20 protein-coding genes and 3 pseudogenes are annotated in these 23,257 nt (G+C 52.1%); 14 read left to right on the top strand and 9 right to left on the bottom strand.

Annotated elements, in window-relative coordinates:
• Positions 1-205: 205 nt before the first annotated feature.
• A pseudogene (locus HA50_RS21105) lies at positions 206-1,118 on the bottom strand (IS3 family transposase); the annotation flags it as partial.
• Between the two features lie 61 nt (positions 1,119-1,179).
• On the opposite strand from HA50_RS21105, the gene HA50_RS21110 reads away from it, so the two are divergent.
• The 4 genes and pseudogenes from HA50_RS21110 to HA50_RS32285 all read left to right on the top strand — a co-directional run bounded on the left by HA50_RS21110 (position 1,180) and on the right by HA50_RS32285 (position 3,583).
• On the top strand, positions 1,180-2,688 hold the full coding sequence (locus HA50_RS21110; RefSeq protein ID WP_084878695.1) for an IS3 family transposase: 1,509 nt from the start codon (positions 1,180-1,182) through the stop codon (positions 2,686-2,688).
• A 265-nt stretch (positions 2,689-2,953) separates the two neighbouring features.
• Positions 2,954-3,169, top strand: coding sequence for a hypothetical protein (locus HA50_RS32165; RefSeq protein ID WP_420851488.1), 216 nt, complete (start codon positions 2,954-2,956; stop codon positions 3,167-3,169).
• Positions 3,133-3,261, top strand: a pseudogene (locus HA50_RS32170) (DUF4942 domain-containing protein); the annotation flags it as partial. The gene HA50_RS32165 and the pseudogene HA50_RS32170, both read left to right, overlap by 37 nt.
• A gap of 76 nt (positions 3,262-3,337) precedes the next feature.
• The gene (locus HA50_RS32285) at positions 3,338-3,583 is read left to right on the top strand and encodes a DUF5983 family protein (protein ID WP_476739505.1); all 246 of its coding nucleotides are present in this window, start codon (positions 3,338-3,340) and stop codon (positions 3,581-3,583) included.
• Between the two features lie 105 nt (positions 3,584-3,688).
• Here HA50_RS32285 and HA50_RS21120 read toward each other — a convergent pair whose 3' ends face one another.
• The 4 genes and pseudogenes from HA50_RS21120 to HA50_RS21145 all read right to left on the bottom strand — a co-directional run bounded on the left by HA50_RS21120 (position 3,689) and on the right by HA50_RS21145 (position 8,363).
• On the bottom strand, positions 3,689-3,982 hold the full coding sequence (locus HA50_RS21120; RefSeq protein ID WP_084878697.1) for a transglycosylase SLT domain-containing protein: 294 nt from the start codon (positions 3,980-3,982) through the stop codon (positions 3,689-3,691).
• 1,691 nt (positions 3,983-5,673) lie between these two features.
• On the bottom strand, positions 5,674-6,033 hold the full coding sequence (locus tag HA50_RS31760) for a hypothetical protein (protein WP_209904788.1): 360 nt from the start codon (positions 6,031-6,033) through the stop codon (positions 5,674-5,676).
• A gap of 1,259 nt (positions 6,034-7,292) precedes the next feature.
• Positions 7,293-7,556: pseudogene (locus HA50_RS21135) on the bottom strand (HAAAP family serine/threonine permease); the annotation flags it as partial.
• Positions 7,557-8,114: 558 nt separating this feature from the next.
• Entirely contained in the window at positions 8,115-8,363 is a 249-nt protein-coding gene (locus HA50_RS21145) for a hypothetical protein (protein WP_139810989.1), read from the bottom strand.
• A 281-nt stretch (positions 8,364-8,644) separates the two neighbouring features.
• Between HA50_RS21145 and HA50_RS21150 the strand changes: the two genes are divergently transcribed.
• Together HA50_RS21150 and HA50_RS21155 are read left to right on the top strand one after the other, a co-directional pair.
• Positions 8,645-9,463, top strand: coding sequence for a CPBP family intramembrane glutamic endopeptidase (locus HA50_RS21150; RefSeq protein WP_084878705.1), 819 nt, complete (start codon positions 8,645-8,647; stop codon positions 9,461-9,463).
• 185 nt (positions 9,464-9,648) lie between these two features.
• Positions 9,649-10,476 carry a MetQ/NlpA family ABC transporter substrate-binding protein gene (locus tag HA50_RS21155; RefSeq protein WP_084878707.1) on the top strand — a complete coding sequence of 276 codons (828 nt, stop codon included), beginning with the start codon at positions 9,649-9,651 and terminating at the stop codon, positions 10,474-10,476.
• Between the two features lie 101 nt (positions 10,477-10,577).
• On the opposite strand, the gene HA50_RS21160 is transcribed toward HA50_RS21155, so the two are convergent.
• Complete coding sequence (locus tag HA50_RS21160; protein WP_084878710.1) at positions 10,578-11,348, bottom strand: GntR family transcriptional regulator; 771 nt, start codon at positions 11,346-11,348, stop codon at positions 10,578-10,580.
• A gap of 79 nt (positions 11,349-11,427) precedes the next feature.
• Between HA50_RS21160 and HA50_RS21165 the strand changes: the two genes are divergently transcribed.
• From HA50_RS21165 to HA50_RS21195, 8 genes are read left to right on the top strand one after another with little or no spacing between them, the layout of a single operon-like run.
• Positions 11,428-12,711, top strand: coding sequence for a M20 family metallopeptidase (locus HA50_RS21165; protein ID WP_084878712.1), 1,284 nt, complete (start codon positions 11,428-11,430; stop codon positions 12,709-12,711).
• An 18-nt stretch (positions 12,712-12,729) separates the two neighbouring features.
• A complete protein-coding gene (locus HA50_RS21170) occupies positions 12,730-14,328 on the top strand; it encodes an ABC transporter substrate-binding protein (protein ID WP_084878714.1) in 1,599 nt (532 codons plus the stop codon).
• A 9-nt stretch (positions 14,329-14,337) separates the two neighbouring features.
• Positions 14,338-15,285 (top strand): ABC transporter permease, encoded by a 948-nt coding sequence (locus tag HA50_RS21175; RefSeq protein WP_084878716.1) that lies wholly within the window; start codon positions 14,338-14,340, stop codon positions 15,283-15,285.
• Entirely contained in the window at positions 15,278-16,105 is an 828-nt protein-coding gene (locus tag HA50_RS21180; RefSeq protein WP_084878719.1) for an ABC transporter permease, read from the top strand. Before HA50_RS21175 ends, HA50_RS21180 begins: the two co-directional genes overlap by 8 nt.
• Complete coding sequence (locus HA50_RS21185; protein ID WP_084878721.1) at positions 16,105-17,745, top strand: dipeptide ABC transporter ATP-binding protein; 1,641 nt, start codon at positions 16,105-16,107, stop codon at positions 17,743-17,745. Before HA50_RS21180 ends, HA50_RS21185 begins: the two co-directional genes overlap by 1 nt.
• A gap of 11 nt (positions 17,746-17,756) precedes the next feature.
• Complete coding sequence (locus HA50_RS21190) at positions 17,757-18,980, top strand: M20 family metallopeptidase (protein WP_084878723.1); 1,224 nt, start codon at positions 17,757-17,759, stop codon at positions 18,978-18,980.
• Between the two features lie 2 nt (positions 18,981-18,982).
• Positions 18,983-19,255 (top strand): aminopeptidase P family N-terminal domain-containing protein, encoded by a 273-nt coding sequence (locus tag HA50_RS31765; protein WP_244193626.1) that lies wholly within the window; start codon positions 18,983-18,985, stop codon positions 19,253-19,255.
• Positions 19,240-20,094, top strand: a complete 855-nt coding sequence (locus tag HA50_RS21195) for a M24 family metallopeptidase (protein WP_244193627.1) — start codon at positions 19,240-19,242, stop codon at positions 20,092-20,094. Before HA50_RS31765 ends, HA50_RS21195 begins: the two co-directional genes overlap by 16 nt.
• Here HA50_RS21195 and HA50_RS21200 read toward each other — a convergent pair whose 3' ends face one another.
• From HA50_RS21200 to HA50_RS21210, 3 genes are read right to left on the bottom strand one after another with little or no spacing between them, the layout of a single operon-like run.
• Positions 20,095-21,504 (bottom strand): hypothetical protein, encoded by a 1,410-nt coding sequence (locus HA50_RS21200; RefSeq protein ID WP_084878725.1) that lies wholly within the window; start codon positions 21,502-21,504, stop codon positions 20,095-20,097. It abuts the gene before it with no gap.
• A gap of 12 nt (positions 21,505-21,516) precedes the next feature.
• Positions 21,517-22,461, bottom strand: a complete 945-nt coding sequence (locus HA50_RS21205) for a hypothetical protein (RefSeq protein WP_084878727.1) — start codon at positions 22,459-22,461, stop codon at positions 21,517-21,519.
• On the bottom strand, positions 22,446-23,177 hold the full coding sequence (locus HA50_RS21210; protein WP_139810990.1) for a hypothetical protein: 732 nt from the start codon (positions 23,175-23,177) through the stop codon (positions 22,446-22,448). The genes HA50_RS21205 and HA50_RS21210 overlap by 16 nt, the downstream gene beginning before the upstream one ends.
• Positions 23,178-23,257: the final 80 nt, after the last annotated feature.

Consider the following 23,257-nt stretch of genomic DNA (forward strand, 5'->3'; position numbering starts at 1 on the left):
CCCGGGTTATACTGTACGTCTGCAACAGGTATATGAGGTTTTTGATATTGACCCGGTAAAATTGCAGATCCAAGTTGGTAATACGTTAGTTCATGTGTAAGTACCTCGGTAAAACGCCCCTTCATTTCTGGAGTTATTCGGGATACTGACTATGTCCCGAGAGGAGATCGCCATGTGTAATGATCCTCTTAATGTATACACGACGCTAAGCGAGGTTCTGGTTTTCAAATTGTTCCGTGCTGAATCCGCCACACGCACTGTGCCGACGCCATCGGCTGTAATCACACTTGATATAATTGAATACTGTCGTCCGCATCATCTTCTCGCTCAAAGAGCGCTCGCCGTGGATGCGTTCCACCTTCCGTGAGTGAAAGAAACTTTCCGCGCAGGCATTGTCGTAACAGCAGCCTCTGGCGCTCATGCTTCCGCGCAGATTATGACGCTTCAGTAATATCTGGTAGTCCGCTAAGAAGTATTGTTCACCCCGATACGTATGCACAATGATATTTTCCGGACGTTTGCGGCCACTGTGCCATCTGTAACACATCGCAGGTCAGTTGTGCCGTCATCCGCGATGACATCGAACAGCCAAAAACTGACCGCGGCCAGAGGCCCGTCACCACTGCCAGATGCAGCCAGCCTTCATCTGTGAGAAGGTAAGTGATGTGGCCTACCAATTTCTGGTTCGGGCCATCGGCGTAACAATCCTGCTTCAGCAAGTTTTCTGACACCGGCAGTCCATGCTCACGGTAGCTGACCGGCCTGAATTTCCAGGCAGCTTTCGCGTGAAGTCCCTGACGACGCAGGCTGGAGGCGATAGTTTTGATGTTGTACGCTGAGAGCTCATCCGTAAGCCGCGGTGCGCCATACCGTTGTTTTGTATCACTGAAATCCTTTAGGACTGCAGCATCGCAGACCTGACGGAACAGCAGTCACCAGTTCAGTTGATAGAGACACCGACACCAGGCATACCTGCTGCTACGGGCGATCCGGAGTACCCGGTACATCGCTTTGATACTTAACTCAGCCTGATATTTTTCGATAAAGACATACTTCATGTCAGGCGTTTCGCGAAGTATGTCGCGGCCATTTTGGAGAATGGCGAGCTCTTGTCGGCGCGACTGATATAAGTCCTAAAAGGGGGTGCGGACGATTTCCTGGACTCTCAGGAGATAAAATATGTTTACTGAAGCGGATCGCATTCGTGCGATTGAGCTCTATTTTAAATACGGCAGAAAGATTACCGCTGTCATTCGTGAACTGGGCTACCCCACCGAACGTAATCTCAGGCGCTGGGTCCGGGCATGGGAAGCCTGTGGCGGTGACATCAGCTGTCTGCCCCGCAAAGAACGCTACTCTGATGCGCAGAAACAAGCTGCCGTTGACCATTATCTTACGCACGGCTGCTCCCGCAGAACGCTGGGATACCCCTGCAGCGCACTCCTTATCCGCTGGTTAGATGAACTTCACCCGGGGAAGCGGCGCATTTTTACCGGAACGCAAAACCCGAATGCCCCCTTCAGGCCGGAAGTAAAGCGGCAGGCCGTCAGAGAGCTATGTACCCGCAGTGAATCCGCCCGAAATATCGCACAGGACGCGGGTGTCAGCCGTCAGGTGTTGTATAAATGGAAAGACGAGGTCATCGGTGATGAGGCATACAGCGCTATGCGTAAACGCAGCATACCCAGTGCAGATGAAGAAATCGACGCACTGCGCAGTGAGCGGGATAAGCTCCTGCAGGAAATCCGGCAGCTGCAGATGGAGCACGACATCCTGAAGAAGGCGGATGAAATAATAAAAAAAGGCCCGGGCATCAGCGCCAGCGCTCTGACAAACAGAGAAAAAACGAAGGTCGCTGATGCCCTCAGGGAGGCGTATCCGCTGCCGGCGCTGCTGAGTATCCTCCAGCTGGCCCGCAGCAGCTATTTTTACCACCGGGCCACGCTGCGTGCCGGTGATAAACATGCGGGTATACGTATTGCACTGGCAGAGATCTTCCACGGCAACTACTGCTGTTATGGCTATCGTCGTCTGCACGCAATGCTCCGCCATGAAGGTGTCAGGCTCTCAGAAAAAGTCGTGCGCCGGCTGATGTCAGAGGAAAAACTTGTCGTCAGCACAGCCCGTCGCCGGCGTTACAGCTCGTACTGCGGAGAAATCGGACCGGCACCTGCCAATCTTCTTGCCCGGGACTTCACCGCCGTACTGCCCAATCAGAAGTGGCTGACGGATATCACGGAGTTCCAGCTGCCCGCAGGTAAAGTGTGGCTGTCACCGGTCGTGGACTGCTTCGACGGCAAGGTGGTGGGCACACGACCTGACGCAGAGCTGGCCAACAGTATGCTGGAAAGCGCGATCGGCACGCTGAAACTCTACGAACGCCCGATCATACACAGCGATCGTGGCGGGCATTACCGGTGGCCGGGCTGGTTACAGCGTATATCAGCCTCGGGGTTGACACGCTCAATGTCGCGCAAGGGATGTTCTCCGGATAATGCCGCATGTGAAGGTTTTTTCGGGCGGCAGAAAAACGAGATGTACTATGGCCGGGACTGGTCGGGTGAGACACTTGACGGCTTTATGCAACAGGTGGATGGGTACATACGCTGGTATAATAGCCATCGCATCAAGCTGTCGCTGGGCTCGGTGAGCCCTGAAACGTACCGGCAAAAACTGGGTTTTAAATAATCAATGAGTCCAGGAAATCGTCCGCACCCCCAAAACGGCCAGCCAGTCGTGGTGTTGACAACCTTTATGACCAGCAAACAGCGGGAAGAATAGGGCCGTCAGTGAAAGAGGAATGAGGTGCTGGAAAGTGGTGAGAGGAAGGTACTCATACCCTTATACCATTCCCTTTGAAACCGGCGTGATTGACATGTTCCGCAGCCTGTCGTGAGATTATAAGACTAACCATCCCTGCCGGCTAGGGAAAAAAATCATCATCACTAATTTTATCCGATTATGGGGGGAATTTCTTATTCCCTCACACAGAGAGGACAGCAAAAAAATCGATGTTCTGGCGCGGCCATTTTATGTTATAGACAATAAGCCGGTGCCGGACATCCGTATGTCAGAGGGGGGGTGTTACGTGACCTTTTTAATCGGAATAGATAAGTTGAAGTATTTGAGTCTGAGTATTACAGCATACGCTGGTTTAAAAAAGGAATAGCCCATATTATATTTAAACGGATGGAATTGGTAGAGAGGATTAATGATGTAGTGACAAAACACTTTCCCAGTATTTTGCTGCCGAAGGTCTGAAGATATAATTTATGAATCATGAAATTTCAAAGCGCTGGTCTGCTCGACGTCCTGTATTCAGTGGTAGAGTGGGAATATATTAACCTCGGTTGCCGGAATGCTAAGGGAAACACAGAGGATACTCTGGGTTATTGATTTTGACTATGGCTGGATGGTTCATCCCGGCCTACTGGAAACGCTTTATTATGAAATTCGGTGTGCAGATCTTTCAGAAAGTACTCTGAGATTTATTACGGAGGGGGGCCGTGAATTCGGTGTGGAGTCTGTGATACTTGAACACAAAGGATGTGTGCCTGATGACTGGCCGGTTTATGATTGGTGAGTTTAAAAATAAAAAATACCGACTTGGACCATTTTGTATTTAATGGTTCGTGAAATGTGCTTTTTATCAGTCTCATTTTTGTCATCTTTTCTTATTCTGATTCACTCATTTTTTTGTAGATGATATTTCTGGCCAGCAGAATGCGGTAATTTTTTTCACGTCCTGCACGTCCTGCACGTCCTGCACGTCCTGCACGTAATCGCGTCTGCGTGTGACCAACTCAGGACTGGCACCAATATTATACGTTCCCACACAGTCCTGGCTTTTTTCGTAGGCGCGAAAGTTGTGCACAAGCACCCAGGTACCAGTGCGAATACAGAAGCACGGATCTTTCATCTGGCATTCAAGTGTAATATCAAATTTTGCCAGTGCGTGAAAATGAATGCTGTTCACCTGCATCCCGCAGACATCCTCTGTTTTATTCCTTTTTTATTATTAACCTCATCCATTTTCAGATGTGACTTCTTAAGCGATATCGCCGTGAGTAGAAGCGGATCAATACCGTATTCATGTCCAGCTTTTCTTAAGCACATTCCCGGTTCATCCTGCGTGCAGAATATTGTGTTAAGACCAGTTACAGTTAGCCATTTCATAAAATTAATCTCATCAGAATGCGCGGAAGGAGTATGTGGCGTTTGCGTCAAAAATACTCACCCAGCTCACTATGGGAAAGATAATTCGTTACAGACGCGCACGCAGCGCTATGGGGAGTGGTATCTAACGAGGATCTGATTTTATTTAGAATGATGAAAAGAGGGTTATTTCACAAGCCACTTTTGGGTTAAAGATTTAATCACACCCCACGCAAGATTTCATCTTGCAGTTTTTTACTTTTAAAACATGATGTTAGTTATGAGTATTTACCGAATTTGACTTGTATGAGACAAAAGGTGTGTTAATTAACACACTTTACAGTGCTGGATAGTGTGTTAATGCAGTGCCGGATTGTGTGCTAGTGCAGTGCCGGATTGTGTGTTAATCCGGCACTGCAAACGGCACTGTGTGGTGTGTTAATTATGGCTAATGATTTAAATCAATATGTTATTAATGAATTTTTCAGCAGCAGTGCCGGATTAACACACATAAAAACGGGGTGCAGTGCCGGATTAACACACATAAAAACGGGGTGCAGTGCCGGATTAACACACATAAAAACGGGGTGCAGTGCCGGATTAACACACATAAAACGGAGTGCAGTGCCGGATTAACACACATAAAAACGGGGTGCAGTGCTGGATTAACACACCCCGAAAAAATAATACACAGTGCCGGATCGACACACAGTGACTTCTGATAGAATAATAAAAAAACAACATAACTATTTTACGTATTCGGCAGTCTAGCCTGGAAGTAAAAAACAGAAATGTCTATCATTTACTGTGTGGAAAATATCCTGTTCAGGCGGTGCGGATAATAGCATGGCCAGAAGAAACATTTACTTTAAAGAGAAAACCGAAAGTAAGGTTCAGGAGCTGGTTCAGAGTGAGATCAGAATGACGCGACGCATGGCGAAATCAATTTCGCTTCAGTGGTCAATGAACTGGTTGGTATCAGCCTGATGGTAAAAACATCAGAGGGCGTAATAGATTCGATCTTGATGGTTACAACCGAGATTTAATTTATAAGGTGTCAGGGAGTCAGGAAGGTATCAGTATCATGATGGCGATGCTTTCTGAAATATGTGGGTTGAGGATGAGAAAACCGGACCTGAAGCGATTATAGACAGTAACCTTTCAGGAAGGCATACTCCTGAAGATAAAGCTGAAAACAAACATGTCCTCATTGAATACCAGTAATCTGTTCGAGGATGTTTATGGGTTAAGCCCGGGCTGACGCAGTTTTTTATCCCTTGAGAGCGTATAAATACGGTCATCATTTTACCCTGCCATGTCTCCCGTGCATACTGCTGCCAGCGGAAAGCGAGACTCAGAAAATAGTGAGCACCTGAACAAAGGATTATTCCTGTAAGTAAATTATGACTTTCATCATGAGTCCTCCCTTCGGGTATGTTCCGTTATATTAACGGACGGGTTTTTTCTGCTGTGATTCTTCATGCTCACCTATTGTACGGATTGGAAGTGTTTTATTCTCTAGTCATGAATCTGAATTAAACCGGTACTTTTATCCGAGGAGTGATGGTCTTCAGGGCAGATTATATGCCTGATGTCAGGCAAGATAGTAAAGGGGATGGTGGCATTGGGGGGCTTTACAGTGATGTTGATAATACCTCCGTAAGAGTAAAATAAAAAAACCGGGCTTCTTGTCCGGTCCGGATTCGGATTTTCAGGGCTGTTTTTTCTCTTCCTCCGCCTTCTGCGCCAGCGGCTCTCTGCGGTTGTAACTTTTTTCGAAATAAACTCATCAAAAAGAATGGCCAATTCACGCAGGCGGTGAATTTCCTCACTTTCCGGCAGGTGCTGTTCCGTAAGATAATTCAGCGAACCCAGCAATCACTCCATAATTTCCTGATTGACACTGCTCTGATTAAATCGTGCGCTGATGGTCATGTCACTGCGTAAATTAACCGGAAAGCCGCTGCTGACTAGCTAGCTAGTGATTTTGAATGGAAACACCATAGGCTGGAGGTTTTCATGATGAAAAAATAGAAGGTTAAGGTTATTTTTCAATGAGTTAGCGCGATAATAGCAAGGTGAAAATTTTAATGCTTTATACCTCATACAGTGTCGTTTGAATCGAACAATACCCATCAAAGCATTCAGGATGGGAAAGAGTAGGGATTATCAGCGAGAATTTTATAACCAGATCTGCCAGTATTGAGTTGAACATTAACACTAGTAAATCTAGTAATGATTTGTTCAAAACTAAAAAATATCGAAGGAAAGTTAATTTAGTAACAACACAAAAACTACTTCTTATGATTTTTCCATTCTTAACCAATTAGCAATTCAAAACACGTAATATCTCACCACAAAATAAAAAAATATTAATAAGTAGCGATGCGAATTATTAACTTCCAAAATGCAGCAACATGCATAAGAAGGAATAATTACCTAGAGGTGCACAGTACTGTTTTCGTATTTGCAGCGTAACGAATAATAAGTAGAATTAAGAATAATACTTTATCTTGCGAATATATTTCAAGGACTGAGGGAGATGAGTATCGACAGAGTAAATCTGCTCTAGAACAACTGGATAATATTAGAATAAAGCCAACAAAATTTGATATATGATAATAAGCTAATAGTAGGAGTGAAGGTTTTTCAAACCCATGCACCCAACTTCTCTAAAATAGATCTTCTAATTTATCCCTTAATTTAAAATGAATAATGTAAAGAAATGTGGCGTATCAATTATGATTCAATATGTACAATCAGTAGATAGAAGTCGTTTATTTCTTAATTTTAATACCTCTATATTTAATAGTATAACCCGTATAATGACAGGCATAAACATTTACTTGTATTCATGACTCATGAAATTATCGAAAAATAACAATCGTTTCCATGCCCTGATCATTATCTCTGAACCCGTGATGATTTAGGCACTCATATCTAAATCGTCCATATAAATCTCAATAAAACCGTTCGGCGTCGGCTTGCCTGGCTGGATAAATCACAGTTCCGGGCCATGCTCAAAGGCCCTTGATCATGCTACTGGAGGCCAGTGCGCGTCTATGACGAAATCCTCACCATCTCAGGTTCGGCGCATTCGGGCGAAGAAGTAAGTAAACGCCCGTTCGCTATCCATTTACTACGTCGGTGATATTGGCTTGTGGTTGACTGCCGGATAATACAAAACGGGTCATCCCACGGTGAGAATAGAAAGTCAGCGGGAACGCGATTAACGTCATCAGTATTAACGGTATCATCCCGCCAAGACCCGCATTGATTGGTAAAAAAAGAACACCTGCGCCAATGACTGTACCGTATAAACTTAACATTCACACGGTATCAGTTTTTCGCCAGCAATTTCTGGCAATCGCCGTTATCCTTTCGGCATTGTAATGACTCATGTCATTCTTCCTTTTTATTGTGGGAGAGGTTTTTATTAAATTAACTGTATGGTAATGAGATTCGTTTTTCTGCTGATAAGTTTTTAGTTGTATATCTGATGGTGTGATGGAAACGTGATTGCCCAACAATTATATTGAGTATTTTTCAAGGTTAAATAGGAGTGCTGCCTTATCTAATCAGTAATTTCTCAGGCTGCGGCAGGAACTTCAGGTAAAAAACTCATCTTATTTCAGATTAAAAAATGAAGAAAGCGAAATATCAGCAGTCAGAAGGGACGGCATTCCGTCCCGGGTCAGTTCATATTTTACAGATGTACCCACTTTCCCGGATAAGGGGGGATGAATTATGTGGCAACATCAAGGCTGCGAAGCCATTCGCGGGTACAGCACTCTTTGCAATAGCAAACATGTTTGTGGCGTTGCCGCGCGATAGACATTGCCTGGGTCCTGCTATAAGCCGACCCCAGGAAATGACAGGCCCCTTTGACGACATAGCGGCATTCCTTTGTATGAAGAACATTGCTATCAAGATAGTAGAAGGCTGATTTTTCCATGATCTTACCTGTGCATCGAATTGAACGGTACGGTTTCATTTTTATGGATGGCAGAGTGCTGAATGCAGGTGATGCAGGGGCTGACCTTACCGAAGTTATTGCTTGCGACATCCAGTGCAATAACCTCCTGTTCATAAGAACCAATAAGAATCATCTCTTCACTGGTATTACAGAAGCGGCAGGTGTTTTTATGTAACGTGTGATAGCCATCACTGTCTTTTGAAATGCTAAGGTACCAGGTTCTGGCATTCATATTCTTATACCATTTCATGAAGTAATGAAGGGTCCTGGTAAGATGTCACACCAGTGTTCAATGTGAAAGTACCCAAAAAGGGTAATTTTGTAAATCAGGAGTTATCTTATGGATGTTTTTCTTGTTTTCATTTTTCGATCTGAGCGGCATCACAAAACACAAAATATGTTTTAATCATTTTCAATGAGTTATGTGATAGACCGCTCATCATGGCGTTACATAACGATCAAATTTATGAGGCGTTACTCCCTGTTATCAGAGTTGAAATCTAAGGACAGACGATGTGGATCTTACTGGCGTTAGCGTTGTGGTTATTGCAGTTCAGTAAAAAAGCAGCTGCGGGACTTTTGTTGGTTACGGTGATTACCGGGGCAGTGTCAGGTGTTCTTGACTGGCGGGCATGGCTTTTTCTCACGGCGCTGCTGTTAGTGGCGATTGCCCGTATGCGGTTTGGGGATAAAAAAGTTGTTGTGCATACGACGGAGGTGCTGGTTTTGGCATTTGCCTGTGGCCTAATGATCCACTGGATACCCGGATTCCATAACGTAAAAGTTATCGACCATGCCAGCGCAGGACCTGAAAGTGCGCCGTTCTCGATGTATTACAATTTTGACAAAGCGTTGCTGCCATTTGTGTTGCTGATAGCAATGCGATCACTTTTTGTCTCCGTGACGGCGTATAAGCCTGCTAAGTGGCAATGGTTGTTGCTGGTTGCCGCTGTTCCTGCACTTCTGCTGGTGGCAGTTTTGCTCGGAGGGTTAAAGCCAGAGAGCCATGCTCCGGCGTGGTTGCTCCAGTTTGTGTTCGCGAACATTTTCTTCGTTTCACTGGCCGAAGAAGCGCTGTTCCGCGGATACCTTCAACAGCGGTTGTCCGGTTTTATGCATCCGGTTCTGGCATTGTTTATCGCGGCGCTGATTTTTGGCGCAATGCATCTGGCCGGGGGGATGATGCTGGTCGTCTTTGCGACTCTCGCCGGTGTTATCTATGGTCTTGCCTGGATGTGGAGTGGACGACTATGGGTAGCGGTACTTTTTCATGCCGGACTCAATATTGCTCACCTGCTTTTCTTTACTTACCCTGCGGCAGTGCACGGGTAATAATTCATGAAGGATGAATCCGGTGATGCACTTATAATTAAATGCATCCCGGTTTATCCATTGTTTATTTTATAAATTACATTGTCAGATAAATCATAATGCCGCCCCGGATAACTCCGTATACTGCCGCTATCTGTCATCACGACAGTAAATAGTTAATGACCTATATCATTCGGGGATAACTTATGCTCGCACACAAAAATAAAGTCATGCCACGTTTATTCGCGACGACCGGTGCTGTCCTGCTGGCAATGGCATTATTGTCACCGCTGACAACGGCACATGCCGCAGATAAAACCACCGTGAAAGTCGGTATTATGAGTGGTGAAGACGAAGATGTCTGGCGTGAAGTGGTGAAACAGGCGGCCAGTAAAGGGTTGACGGTAAAAACCGTCGTGTTTAACGATTACAACCAGCCCAATGAAGCACTGCAAAACGGCGAGGTCGATGCCAATGCTTTTCAGCATCAGCCATTCCTTGATAATCAAATAAAGGTCAACCACTACGATATCGTGCGTGTCGGTGATACTGCGGTATGGCCGATCGGTCTCTACTCGAAAAAAGTCAAAGCAGTGGCTGATCTCAAATCGGGTGCGGTGATCGGTGTCCCTAACGATCCGGCTAACGAGGCGCGTGGTCTGAACTTATTGCAACGGGAAGGGGTAATTAAACTGAAACCCGGCGCAGGCATTTTTGCCACAACGGCGGACATCATCGACAACCCGCGGCATATTCACATCAAAGAACTGGATGCGGGTATTATCGGTCGTTCGGTGCCGGATCTGGATGCCGCGATCGTGAATACCGACTGGGCACTGAAAAGCGGCCTGACGAAGCAGGACCGCATTGCGCAGGAAGGGGTAAAAAATAATCCCTATAACAACTTTATTGCCGTGAAAAAAGAGAACGTCAACGCGCCCTGGGTGAAAACGCTGGTGGCGTCATATCAGAATGGTGCAGTGAAAAAGGTGTTTGACCAGGTTTATAAAGGAACGGGGATCACTGCCTGGTAAAAAAACAGTCATGAGGCGACCTGACTCGCCTCACTGACCGATGACGCCAGAGCATCTGAATAATCAGTTAAAAGGTATAAAAAAAACCAACGATCAAATGATCACCGGATCTCATTCACATACATAAAATGCTCCGTGCTGAACCGGTGATGCGCGAGGATCACCGGCACGGCGCTTTGATCATAAGACACTTCATCAATCACCAGCACCGCATGGGGCATGGCGACTTCAAGCAGGCGGGCATCTTCTTCCGTTGCCAGGCAGGCGGTGATCTGTTCACGCACTGCCGCCACGCGGATGTCATAGTGTTCAAACAGATAGCGATACAGCAGGGAAGGGAACGCTTCCGGTGCGGGGAAATCGGGCAGGCGCGTGGCCGGTAAAATCAGCGTTTCATGCATTGCGGCGTAGCCATTCACCCGGCGCGAACGCTTCAGCCGGTAAACCGCGTCGCCCGCTGCGATCTGTAGCTTGCTGGCTTCAGCTTCATTTGCCACATCACGCTGGTAATCCAGCAGCGACGTCTGGGATCGCAGCAACCCGCCCTGTTTATCGTGCAGGCGAAAATACTGGAAAAAGTGGCTCAGGTTATGAAGCGGTGCCCAGCCGGTCACCACCGTGCCGGTTTTACGCCGCCGCATCAGCATCCCTTCGCTGGTCAATGCCGCCAGTGCCTTGCGGATAGTGCCAACCGAGACACCAAAGTCAGCCGCCAGGCTGTTTTCACTGGGTAAAACCGTCCCCGTCGTGAGCTCGCCTTGCAGGATCGATTCACTGATATGGCGCTTCACCACTTCATACAGCGGAGCGCCTTCGCCATCACTCAGACGACCGAAACTGCGCACATCCTGTTCGTCATTCTTTTTTTGCATAGTTCGGATTTCCGGTTGACCGCCACGCGATATTTGCATTATCTATAAACTATATAGAAATACAAGATAAGCGGCAAAAATGACCAAACTAACTCCACTGCAAATGGCTTTAGCGGACCTCGCCAGTGACGAAACTGCCATGCTTGATGACCTGCAACAGATGCTGGCGGTGGATACCTGTTTCCCGCCAGGGCAGGGCTATCCTGAGTTTGCCGATCTGATGACCCGATTGCTGACACCGCTGAATTTCTGTTTTGAACGCGTCACGGTACCGGAATCACTCTGGCAGGCACCCGATGGCAGCGCGCAGGGCGAGCGGGTAAATCTGATCGCTTCGCTGGCGGCCGGGGCTGCGGAGAACTGCAATCTCTACTTCCACGTTGATACCGTTCCCGCCGGTGATGGCTGGCGCTTTCCGCCACTGGCCCTGACCAACGCCGAAGGCAAACTGTTTGGCCGGGGTGCCGCTGATATGAAAGGCACCATTGTCGCGGCGCTGGCGGCCATCCGGGCGGCACGCAGAGCCAATCTGCCGCTGCGCTTCAACCCGGTGTTCCTGCTGTGCACCGACGAAGAAGGGGGACTGTACCCCGGCATCCGTTATCTGGCGGAACAGCAATGTTTTGCCGGGCACATGCTGAGCTTTAACGGTGGCGCGGTGCCGCGTATCTGGGCGGGATGTTTTGGCAGTGTCGATCTGAAAATTATCGTCACCGGCCGTTCTGCCCATTCGGGCGATCCGGTCGGTGGCATTAATGCGATTGAAGCCGCGCTGTCGCTGATGAATGCGCTCAGCCAGCTGAAACAGCAGGTGGAAACCCGCGAATCTGCCATGCCATCGCCGCCGCATTTTGCCGGTAAACCGCTCACCGCACGCCTGACGCTGGCCGCCGCGCACGGTGGCAGCAAAGGTTCCACCATTCCGGAACGTTTTGAACTGCTGGTTAACCGTCGTTATGCCCCTGAAGAGGCGTTTGCTGACGTGTGGCAGGAGCTGGTGGATTGTGTCGAACAGGCGATGGCACAAACACCGGCGCGCGACGTCAGTATCCAGCTGATCGGCCATCTGGCCCCGGTGTCTGACCCCGGAGGCCCGCACTGGCCGCGCTGGCAGGCGGCGCTGTGTCAGGGCTTTGGTTTTAATGAAAACGATTTTTCCGCCTGGGGATCATCCACCAGTTCCGATATGGGCTGGGTACAGCAGGCCGGGATCAAAGAAATTTTGCTGGGCGGCCTGGCTCGCCCGGACAACCGCATCCACGCCGCCGATGAATACACAACGATGGCGGATTTAGTCGCACTTTCGCAGTCCATTCTGGCCTATCTGGCCGATGATTTTTTGCCACCCCAGGGTCCCCAATAAACCAGTGAGGAAGACAAGATGTGTGCAATGAAAGGGTTAAACCGCCGACAGTTTCTCGCCAGTTCCACCGTCATCACCGGCGCGGCGCTGCTGCCCTGGTCCTTTTCCACGCAGGCGGCAGCGGTTGCCAGCAGCACGGCGAGCGGCACGCCGCGTAAGGGCGGGGTACTGCGTATCAGCGTCGATCAGGCCGTAACCATGCTGAATCCGCAGCAGGCGCGGGTAAACCCGGAATATCTGGTGGCAGAACTGTTATACAGCGGCCTGACGCGGCTCACTCAGGATATGAAGGCTGAAGCCGATCTCGCCCAATCCTGGCAGCCGAGTGCCGACCTGAAGCAGTGGACCTTCACCCTGCGTCCCAACCTGCGTTTCAGCGATGGCACGCCCCTGAATTCCGCCGATGTGGTCGCCAGTTTGCAGGCGATCCTCGACCCGAAAAATGCCTCGCCAGGGCAGCACAATATCGGCTCGATCAAAACCGTCAGCGCCAGCGATGCCAGCACGGTGGTGATTGAGACGGATGCACCCTATGCAGATCTGCCGGTGATGCTGGCCTATCCCGATGCGAAAATCATTCCGGCCAGTATCGCCAGCGGCGATCTGACCCGACTGAATAAAGAAGCCGTGGGTGCCGGGCCCTTTAAGCTGGTGTCGTACGATCCGGAACGAAAAATTGTCGTCGCCCGTAACCCGCATTATTACGACCCGCAGCGTCCTTATATTGATGGCGTTGAGGTGATGGTGTATCCGGACGGTATCGCCGAAAGTTCGGCGCTGATTGCCGGTGATACCGATCTGATGATGTCGGCCCAGGCGAGCGAATTTACCCGCCTGTCAAAATCGGCCGGGATCCAGCCGCTGCGTGTGGCGTCCGGTCAGTTCCTCAATATCAACATGGGCTGCGATCAGAAACCTTTTAACGATCCACGCGTACGTCAGGCGCTGGCGTTGTGTGTCGATCGTCAGGCCACGGTGGATTTTGTGGCTAACAGCCTGGGGACCGCCGGTGAAGATAACCCGGTCAACAGCGCTTACCCCTACTATGCCCAGCTGGCAAAAAAGGCGGTGGATTACAGCAAAGCCAAAGCGCTGCTGGCCGAGGCAGGCTATCCGAACGGGCTGGATTTGAAGCTGATTGCCTCGGACAAACCCTCCACGCGCACCCAGCTGGGGATCGCGCTGCGCGAAATGGCGAAACCGGGCGGTTTCCGCATTGAAGTGCAGACCATGGCGCACAGCACCTATCTCGACCAGGTGTGGAAGAAGGGCAATTTTTATGTCGGTTTCTACAATATGCAGCCGACGCCGGATGCGGTGTTTTCTCTGCTCTACACCTCGACCGCTGCGTGGAATGAAACGCGCTGGAACAATGCCGATTTCGATGCTGCCGTCAGTGCCGCGCGTGAAACGGCGGATGCTACTCAGCGCACCAGCCTGTATGGCAAAGCGCAGCAGCTGATGTATGACGAAGTGCCGTCGCTGATCCCCACTTTCTTTGATCTGCTGGCCGCCAGCCGTGACTACGTCGGCGGTTACCATCTGCATCCGCGCGGGGCGGTGTTCCGGTTGGACCACGTCTGGCTGACGGACAAAGCACCGAAGCGTGCGGTGTAAGGAGCGCCCGTGACCGCAAGTTATCTGCTGAAGCGCTTTCTCCTGATGATCTACACCCTGCTGGTGGTGTCGTTGCTGGTTTTTGGTATCACCCAGCTGCTGCCCGCTGATGCCGCTGTCACGCTGCTGGGGCAAAACGCCACGCCGGAAGCGCTGGCAGCGGTCCGTGCGCGGCTCGGGCTGGATGCGCCAGCCTGGCTGCAATACTGGCACTGGCTGACCCACGCGCTGCACGGCGATTTTGGTGTCTCGATGCGTAACGGGCTGGCCGTGGCACCGACGCTTATCACCGCGCTGTCGCGTTCTTTGCTGCTGGCGGTGTGTGCGCTGGTGCTGATGCTGATTATCGCTATCCCGCTGGGTATCTGGGCCGCAGTACGTCGCGGTAAAACCGCCGATGTGCTGGTCAGCGTGCTCTCCTATGTGGGCATCTCGTTTCCCGAGTTCGTCACCGCCACCCTGGTATTGCTGCTGTTTGCCGATGTCTGGCAGGTACTGCCCGCCACCGGCTATGTGCCGCTGACGGAGAATTTTGTCAGTGGCGTGCAGCATCTGATTCTGCCGTCAGTCACGGTGGCGTTAATCCTCGTGGCGCATGTGTCGCGTATGGTGCGTTCCGAAATGGTCGATGTGCTGCATACCGATTACATCCGCGCTGCCTGGCTGAAAGGCTTATCGCGTCGGCGCATTCTGTGGCGGCATGCGCTGCGCAATGGTCTGCTGCCCACCATCACCATTGTGGCGCTGGATGTGGGGTATCTGCTGGGCGGCATCGTAGTGGTGGAGGAGATCTTCGCCATTCCGGGGATTGGCCGGGAGCTGATTGTTGCGGTGCAGGCGCGCGACCTGCCGACCATCCAGGCCGGGGTAATGATCCTCGCCGCGACCTATTCGGTGGTGAACTTCCTCGCGGATGTTGCCTACGTCATGCTTGATAAACGGATTACCTATGCCTGATATCCTGAAACGCCTGATCCGTTCGCCACAGGGCGCGGCGGGATTGCTGATTTTGCTGGTGGCGCTGCTGATGGTGATCGGCGGGGCGCATGTCGCGCCCTTTGATCCGGAAGCCATCTCCATCCTCAGCCGCTATAAACCACCGGGTGCAGAACACTGGTTCGGTACCGACCAGATGGGACGCGATATTTTCAGCCGCGTGTTGGTGGGTGCCCGTGCCACCATTCTGCTTTCCTTGCTGGCGACCGCGCTGGCGATGGTGATCGGTGCCGTGCTGGGCACCGCCAGTGCCTACCTGGGCGGCAAAATTGATGAATTCACCATGCGTACCATGGATGCGGTGATGGCCATTCCCAGCCTGCTGTTTGCGCTGCTGATTGTCAGCACCCTCGGGCAAAGCAGCCTGAATGCGGTGCTGGCGATCACCATCGCCTTTGTGCCCGGCATGGTGCGTATCGCGCGCAGCGTGGCGCTGGCCGCACGCCAGCAGGACTACATCAATGCCGCCATCGCGCGCGGCGAAGCGGGGCACTACATCATTTTGCGCGAGATGCTGCCAAATATTCTTGCGCCGATCATCGTCGAAGCCACCATTCGCGTGGCGTTCGCCATCATGTTATTTGCCACCCTGAGTTTTCTCGGATTAGGCGCGCAGCCCCCGGAACCGGAGTGGGGGCTGATGGTGTCCGAAGCGCGGGATTACTTCTTTAATGCACCGTGGATGATGCTGATCCCCGGTCTGGCGATCGCGCTGGTCGCTATTGGTTTTAACCTGCTGGGCGATGGCCTGCGCGATGTACTCAATCCGAGGAACCATTAATGAACCTGCAGAACAATGCGCCGGTGCTGGCGGTGGATAATTACAGCCTCGATTATGCCCTGCAGGGGGGAGATACCCTGCCGGTACTGCGGGAGATCAGCTTCCAGGTGATGCCGGGTGAAGTGCTGGGTCTGGTGGGCGAGTCCGGTTCCGGTAAAACCACGCTGGGATGGGCGATTATGCGCTGGCTCGCCAGCAACGCGCTCGAACGTAACGGCGATATCCGTTTACAGGGGCAGAGCCTGCTCAGCCTGCCTTCGCCACAACTGGCGGCGCTGCGCGGCGCAAAACTGGGCATGATTTTTCAGGATCCCAGCGCTTCGCTGAACCCGACGCTGACGCTGGGGGAACAGGTCACGGAAGTGCTGCGGCGTCATCGCGGTCTGTCGGCGCGCGAAGCGCAGGAGCTGGGGGAATCGCTGCTCAGGGATGTGGAGTTAAAAAAACCGGCGCAAATGATGAAGCGCTATCCGCATCAGGTGTCTGGCGGTGAGAAACAGCGCATCCTGATCGCCACGGCTTTTGCCTGCCAGCCCGATTGCCTGATTTTTGATGAACCGACCACGGCGCTTGATGTGATCAGCTCGGCGCAGATCCTTGATCTGTATGAACGCCTGCGTGAAGAAACCGGAGTGGCTTCTTTATATATCTCCCACGATCTGGCGCTGGTGGCGAAAGTCGCCGACCGGGTTTGCGTGCTGGAGCGGGGCCGTATTATCGAAGAAGCTGACAGCCGCACCCTGTTCAGCACGCCGCAACATGCCTACACCCGCAGGCTGATTGAAGCGGTCCCCAATCCGCAGCAGCGTCTGCTGCACGATGCGCCGGGCAGCCAGCCGCTGCTGTGCCTGAATGAACTCACCATCGATTATGGTCGCCACGGACTGCTTGATCGTCTGCTGAAGCGCCAGGCCAATGTCACACGCGCCGCCAATGCCGTATCGCTGACTGTGCATCAGGGAGAAATCCTCGGCGTGGTCGGGGAATCGGGGTCGGGTAAATCCTCACTGGCGCGCGCCATCAGCGGCCTGGTGCCGTTTCAGGGGGCGATCGATTTCTGCGGTTATGACATCTATGGTCGTGCGCAGATGGACAAGGATTATCGTCGCCGGGTACAGATGATTTTTCAGCACCCGGATGCATCGCTCAATCCACGCATGACAATTGGCGAGATCATTGCCCGTCCGCTGCGTCTGTATGGCCTGCCGGAAGGGGAAACCGAGGCGCAGGCGGTGGCGCGCTTGCTGGAAGAAGTCCGCCTGCCTGCCGATTTTGCCTCGCGTTATCCGCACGCCTTATCTGGCGGGCAGAAGCAACGCGTTGCTATTGCCCGCGCCTTTGCCTGCCCGCCGGATCTGGTGATCTGCGATGAAATAACTGCGGCTCTCGATGTCTCGGTGCAGGCCACCATTATCGAACTGCTGCTGGAACTGCGCCGTCGCTACGGCACCGCGTACCTGTTTATTACCCACGATCTCAATCTGATCCGCCAGATAGCCCACCGCGTTGCGGTGATGTATCGCGGCGATGTGGTGGATGTGGTGCCGGGCGACGCCATGTTGCAGCAGGCACAGCATCCGTATACCCGTGCACTGCTTGAGGCGGTTCACGTTCCTGAATCCTCTAAATCTGTGGCATGAAGAGACTCTGAATGAAACCTGAAGATTTGATCCATCATATTGATCGTGAATATTGCCTGAGTTTCCTGGCGAAAATGGTGCAGCACAAAAGTTATAGCGCCACAGACGGTGAACGTGAGTTAGCCCGCTACATGGCCGCGCAGATGAGCGAACTGGGGCTGGAAGCTGAGCTGCAAAACGTGCCCGGCGATCGTTTCAACGCCATTGGTCGTCTGGCGGGTAGTGGCGGGGGGCACAGCCTGCTGTTTAACGGCCACCTCGATACCAATCCGGTGACCGAAGGCTGGACTGTGGATCCCTGGGCGGGAAAAATTGACGAGCAGTTTATTTACGGCATCGGTGTTTCCAATATGAAAGCCGGGGATGCGGCCTATTTCTGCGCCCTGAAAACCCTGATTGATGCCGGTGTGAAACTGAAAGGTGATGTAATCCTCACCTACGTGGTGGGTGAGTTGCAGGGCGGCATTGGTACCCTGGCGGCGATAGAGCAGGGGGTACGCGCCGATTACTTTATTAACGCCGAACCCACCGATTTACAGGCGCTCACCATGCACGCCGGATCGCTGATGTTCACCATCGAACTGACCGGCGATACCCGTCATCTCTCCAAGCGCGAAGAAGCGGTGGATGCGATTGCGGCGGCGGTGGAGCTGATCCCGCAAATTAACAGCATGACCTTCAGCGGTGCCAGAAGCGAAGAACATCTGAAAGTGAACCGGGGCCATATTGGCACGGTGCACGGTGCGCTGGGTCGCGAACTGGAAGAGTGGCGCCCGCCGCAGGTGGCGGACTTCGTGCGGCTGAAAGGTTCTGCCCGTTTCGCGCCAGGGCAGACCGTGCAAGGCGTGCTGGCCGATCTCCAGGCATTGCTGGATCAACTCTGCGCCCGCTATCCGGGTTTGAAAGCAGAGCTGTTTGACGATGGTGTGCGGGATAAACCGACCATGCTACCGTTTGAAGTCTCGCCGGAATCCGCGATTGTGAAAGCGGTGAATCATGGCTGGCAGCGCGTGCGGGGTACACAGCAACCTACCGGCGTCATCACCCCACCGGCATTTTTTGGTACCGATGCGGCGCATTTTTATCAGCATGCCGGTATGGAAGGTATCGTCTGCGGTCCTGGCGGCAAGTACAACACCATGCCGGATGAGCGTGTGGAGATTAGCGACTTCCTTGATATGGTGCGGATCTACCTGCTGGCGATCCTCGAAATCTGTCAGCCGGTTGAGGCCTGATTATGCGACAGGATGCACTGACCCGCCTGCGCGCAGCGATGCAGCAGGCTGACGTTGAGGTGATGCTGATTGACCATGGCGAAATGCTGGCGTGGCTGACCGGTTACACGGTATCGGAAACCCTGTATCGCGCCTGTCTGGTGCCCCTCTCCGGCGCACCCTGGATGGTACTGCGGCAGCTGGATGAGGTGCCCTGTCGCACACAATCACCAGGATTAGCGGTGGTCAGCTATCCCGACTGGCCGATCCCTGGCAAACCGTGGCAGACAGCCTGACGCAGCGCGGTTATGCCACTGCCAAAGTCGGCGCTGATTTTTATTCCTACGGTATGACGGTGCACAGCTGGCAGCAGCTGTCCCGCCATTTGCCGGGCGTGGAATGGCGCGATTTGACCGGCATCAGCGATACGCTGCGCAGTATCAAAAGTGCCTCTGAGCTGGATGCGCTGCGCCACGCCGCTGCCATTGCCGACTTTACCATGCGGCAGATAGGCAGCACAGTGACCGCTGGCTGGCGTGTGCGTGATGTTGCCGCGCTGGCGGCCAGTCATTTTCTGGAGCAGGGTGCGGACACCGGGGAAACCGGGCCGATTGTTATCGCCAGCGGTGACAGCGGGTTTCTGCATGCCAGCAGTCATGAGCAACGTCTGCAACGCGGCGATATTCTGCATGTGGAACTGATCCCGAAAGTGAATCATTACAGCGCCCGCGTGATGCGGCCGTTTGTGGTGGGAGAGATAAGTCAGGCGCAGCACGAGCTGGCACAGCAACTGCTGGCGATTCAGGACCGGCAAATCGCGGCGATGAAGCCAGGGATGCTGGCGAGTGAGGTGGATGCACTGGCACGGGATGCGTTGCTCAACAGCGGCTTACGCACCGCCTTCAGCAATGTCACCGGCTACGCGCTGGGGCTGTACACGCGCACGCCACGCCCGAGTGACTTCTCCGGTGCGTTTCATCCCGGAGCGCACTGGCAACTCGAAGCCGATATGGTGTTCCATATGTACCTGTCTGCCCAGGGGATGGCGTTCAGTGAAACGGTGCGGGTGACGGCTGCGGGTGGTGAACGGCTGACCAGAGTGACGCGCCAGCCTGTCGAATTGGCTGCCGGTTGATCACGGGGTGCGAACATCCGCATTGCCATAAGCTGCGCTTAGGTCGTGGAAACTGATGTCCTCCCCAATTTCCCACAGCAGACGCAGCAGTCTGGCTGCCGTCATCCCTTTCGGGCATCCCTGCTGGCGCAGCAGTTGTAGCTGTTGCTGCTGAGATACGTCCAGCATGGATAAAGGCGGCCAGACTCGCCGGATCCAGTTCAGTTCTTCTATTAACAGGATCGATTTGTAGGCAGACAGGCACAACCCCTTTAATTCGGCGTCTGCCGCAGGAAGACCCGCAATTTTCAGTGCAGACAGCGCCTGAGCGGGTCTGATATTGGAGTTTTTCAGGCTGAAAAGCATCATGCCAAGTTGTTTCAGCTGCGTCATATTGCCGGTCGGACACACCATGTGCCAGTGTATCTGCACCATTTCCTTCAGATGAACGATGAACTTCAGCGCATTACGCACCAGAGACATGCTCATGCTCACCCGAGCATTAAAAAGCAGCCGCCAGAGATCGGCCACGGCCATCGCGGGCGCAGGTTCCTGGCAAAGCAGGTTGATCAGCTGATCACATTTGGTGCCGGTGGCAGAGCTGGTCCAGTTGCGGTCAAACCATTGCTGCTGTTCTTCCGTTGGGCTGGCTTTAAAGGCTGATTGCGATAGTTTGACCAGCGGCAGGCTCATTTTCTCTTCAGCAAGCTCCATCACAACGAACAACTTCATTGCCGTCATCTCATGATAATCGGGCAGAGATTGCAGCGCGACCAGCAGGTCCATCTGGCAATGGTATTGATGACGCAGACTTTGCAGGTTTTGTAAGACCCACTCGACCTCCTCCTCTTTGACGTCAATATTTAAGGCGACGGAGGCCTGGCTGAGAATGGTGATGTCCGGGATATCATCGGCGCCGAGCAATGCGCGTCGAAACTGTGCCGGGCGAAGCTCCAGGTGACCCAATTCTTTTTGCAGACGCATCGCTAACGAATACTTGCCAATTTTTTCGTTCTGGCAATGCAGTTTTTCCCAGGTTGTGTTGATCAGCGTCTGGTGTTCTCTGGAAACATGGGATCGGAGCACTGTCAGCGCGCTTTCCACGCTCGGCAACCCGACGTTTATCTTACCTTGCAGAAACTGATAAACCCCTTTTGCCGTCAACTGGCGAACCTGTTTAGCGCTGAGGGTTAATAACAGCCTCTCCACCTGGTTTACCGGGTTTCCTGTGGCAAGAATCTCGCGCCAGTGTGTTTTATATTGCGTTTTCAGTGCGTTCAGTGCTGCGGTTCCATGCTTCTGGCCGAAGTGGTGGTGGCTTTGTTTCACGGTGGCGATGCTGGTGCTGAGTTGTCCCGGCCTGGTGGTGGCCGGGGCTGCTGTGGGTGGGGCAGTGATAAACGATGATGAAGGTACGCGTAAACTCAACATGGGAATTCCGTATCAGAACCTCCGTTTCTTCAATGTCGCAAAGGGAGGCAGGGGGGCTTTGTGGTTCAGCCCCGGTGTGATTTCCGGGGCCGGTAGCGCGGGAGGATCGGGGAGGAAATAAGCGCTGGAGAAGTCTTCATCCATATCCATGGTGTCCGGCAGCGTTCTGGCTCCGCGATTTTCCCTGGCGGGCAAAGGCTGGAAAAAAGCCGTCGGTATGTCACCCGCAGACTGGCGTTTGATATTTTTCAACGCTGTCATGATCATGCTGGGAGTGACATCCTCATCAATTTCCCACAATAAGCGTAGCAGTTTTGACAGCGTGATATTCTGCGGGCATTGCTCATGTTTCAGGACCGCTTCAATCTGCCTCAACTGCTCACTGCGTTTGGCCTTCAGGTTGAGTCGTGGCCGCAGACGCTTTATCCATGCCAGATCGGCCGCTGAAATGTCCGCATTAAGCGCCGCCTGAGCGTACTCCATCATGACATTGGTGATGATATAGTGCGGATCGTTGAGCGCATGCTGAATCACCAGTGGAGAGAGCGTGGCCCCTTCAGGTGCGCGTAAGAGTTTACCCAACCGCTTCAGCCGACTCATTCTGGTTTCCGGGTCTATGCGGTGCCATAGCTGCTTCACTGTCTTTTTTTGCTTCGGCGTTGGTTGCACCCCGGTGGAGGATGCCAGCGCTTTGTAAGCAACCGAGTAACTGATACTCCTCTTTGCATCATGAAAAAGACACCACAATTGCGAGGTCGTCATTTCCGGGCGTCCTTCCTGCTTCAGTAGCCTGTCCACTTTCTTTCTCATCGAAATTTTGCGGGCTGAGATGGCTGGCCAGTTTTTGCTGAACCACGCCTGTTGGTCACCGGTGGTTCGGGTCCTGAATAACGTTTTGGCCTGAGTCACCGTCTGCATCTTGACCGTGATCTCGGCTTTGCCTAACGCGCAATGCAATCTTCCCGCTCCCTGCTCCTGATAATCCGGCCGCCGCTGGATATCAACCAGCCAGGCGATGATATTTTTCCCGGGGGTTCCTGCTTAACCGCGTTCTTTGCCCAGGCCACCTCTTCAGCGCTGGCATTGGATTCTGAGGTCCAGATAGCCTGCTTCAGGGTAGTGATATCGATATTTATCGGGTTGTCAGGCATTTCCAGCAGGGCGCGTCGAATCTGGTTGCGCGTCAGGTTCAGGTGCAACAATGGCCTCAGTCGCACAATTCTGTCTGGTTCATTTTTGTTCTTATCCCAGAGCGTTTTAATCTTCTGGCGATCTTCCTGCGAAATACTGGCATTGGCGGTCTTCAAGGCATTCTCGACCGTGGTGGCACTTACCACGATTTTCTTCTCCAGCAGCAGATTATGAAAGTCGTTGGTTTTTATTTTCTTAATATCTTCGGGCGTAAACTGCCACAGCAATGTCTCCAGACGGCTGCCGAGACTGGCTTTATCACTCACTTTTTGCCAATAGGTATCTAAATCGTTGCTGAGTGCGTTTAAGCAGGGATTGTTAGTCGTTCTGGTTTTTCTCCTGGGGCGGGAAGTACTCATATTCTGTGGATGTTGTATCACGCTCTGGATGTGTGCGGTCAGTTGCCCGGTAAAGGTCGAAGTGGAGGGGGCTGACTGGAGTAGCGCTCGTATCGTTGTCGAAGGAACAGAAGTTACCTGCATAGGAATTCCCTTTCAGTTAGTAATGATAAACAAAGATGACAGGGGTAGTATTGTCAACTAAATCGATAAACTAAAGTGCA

It is taken from the genome of Pantoea cypripedii (assembly GCF_002095535.1).
Taxonomy (GTDB): domain Bacteria; phylum Pseudomonadota; class Gammaproteobacteria; order Enterobacterales; family Enterobacteriaceae; genus Pantoea; species Pantoea cypripedii.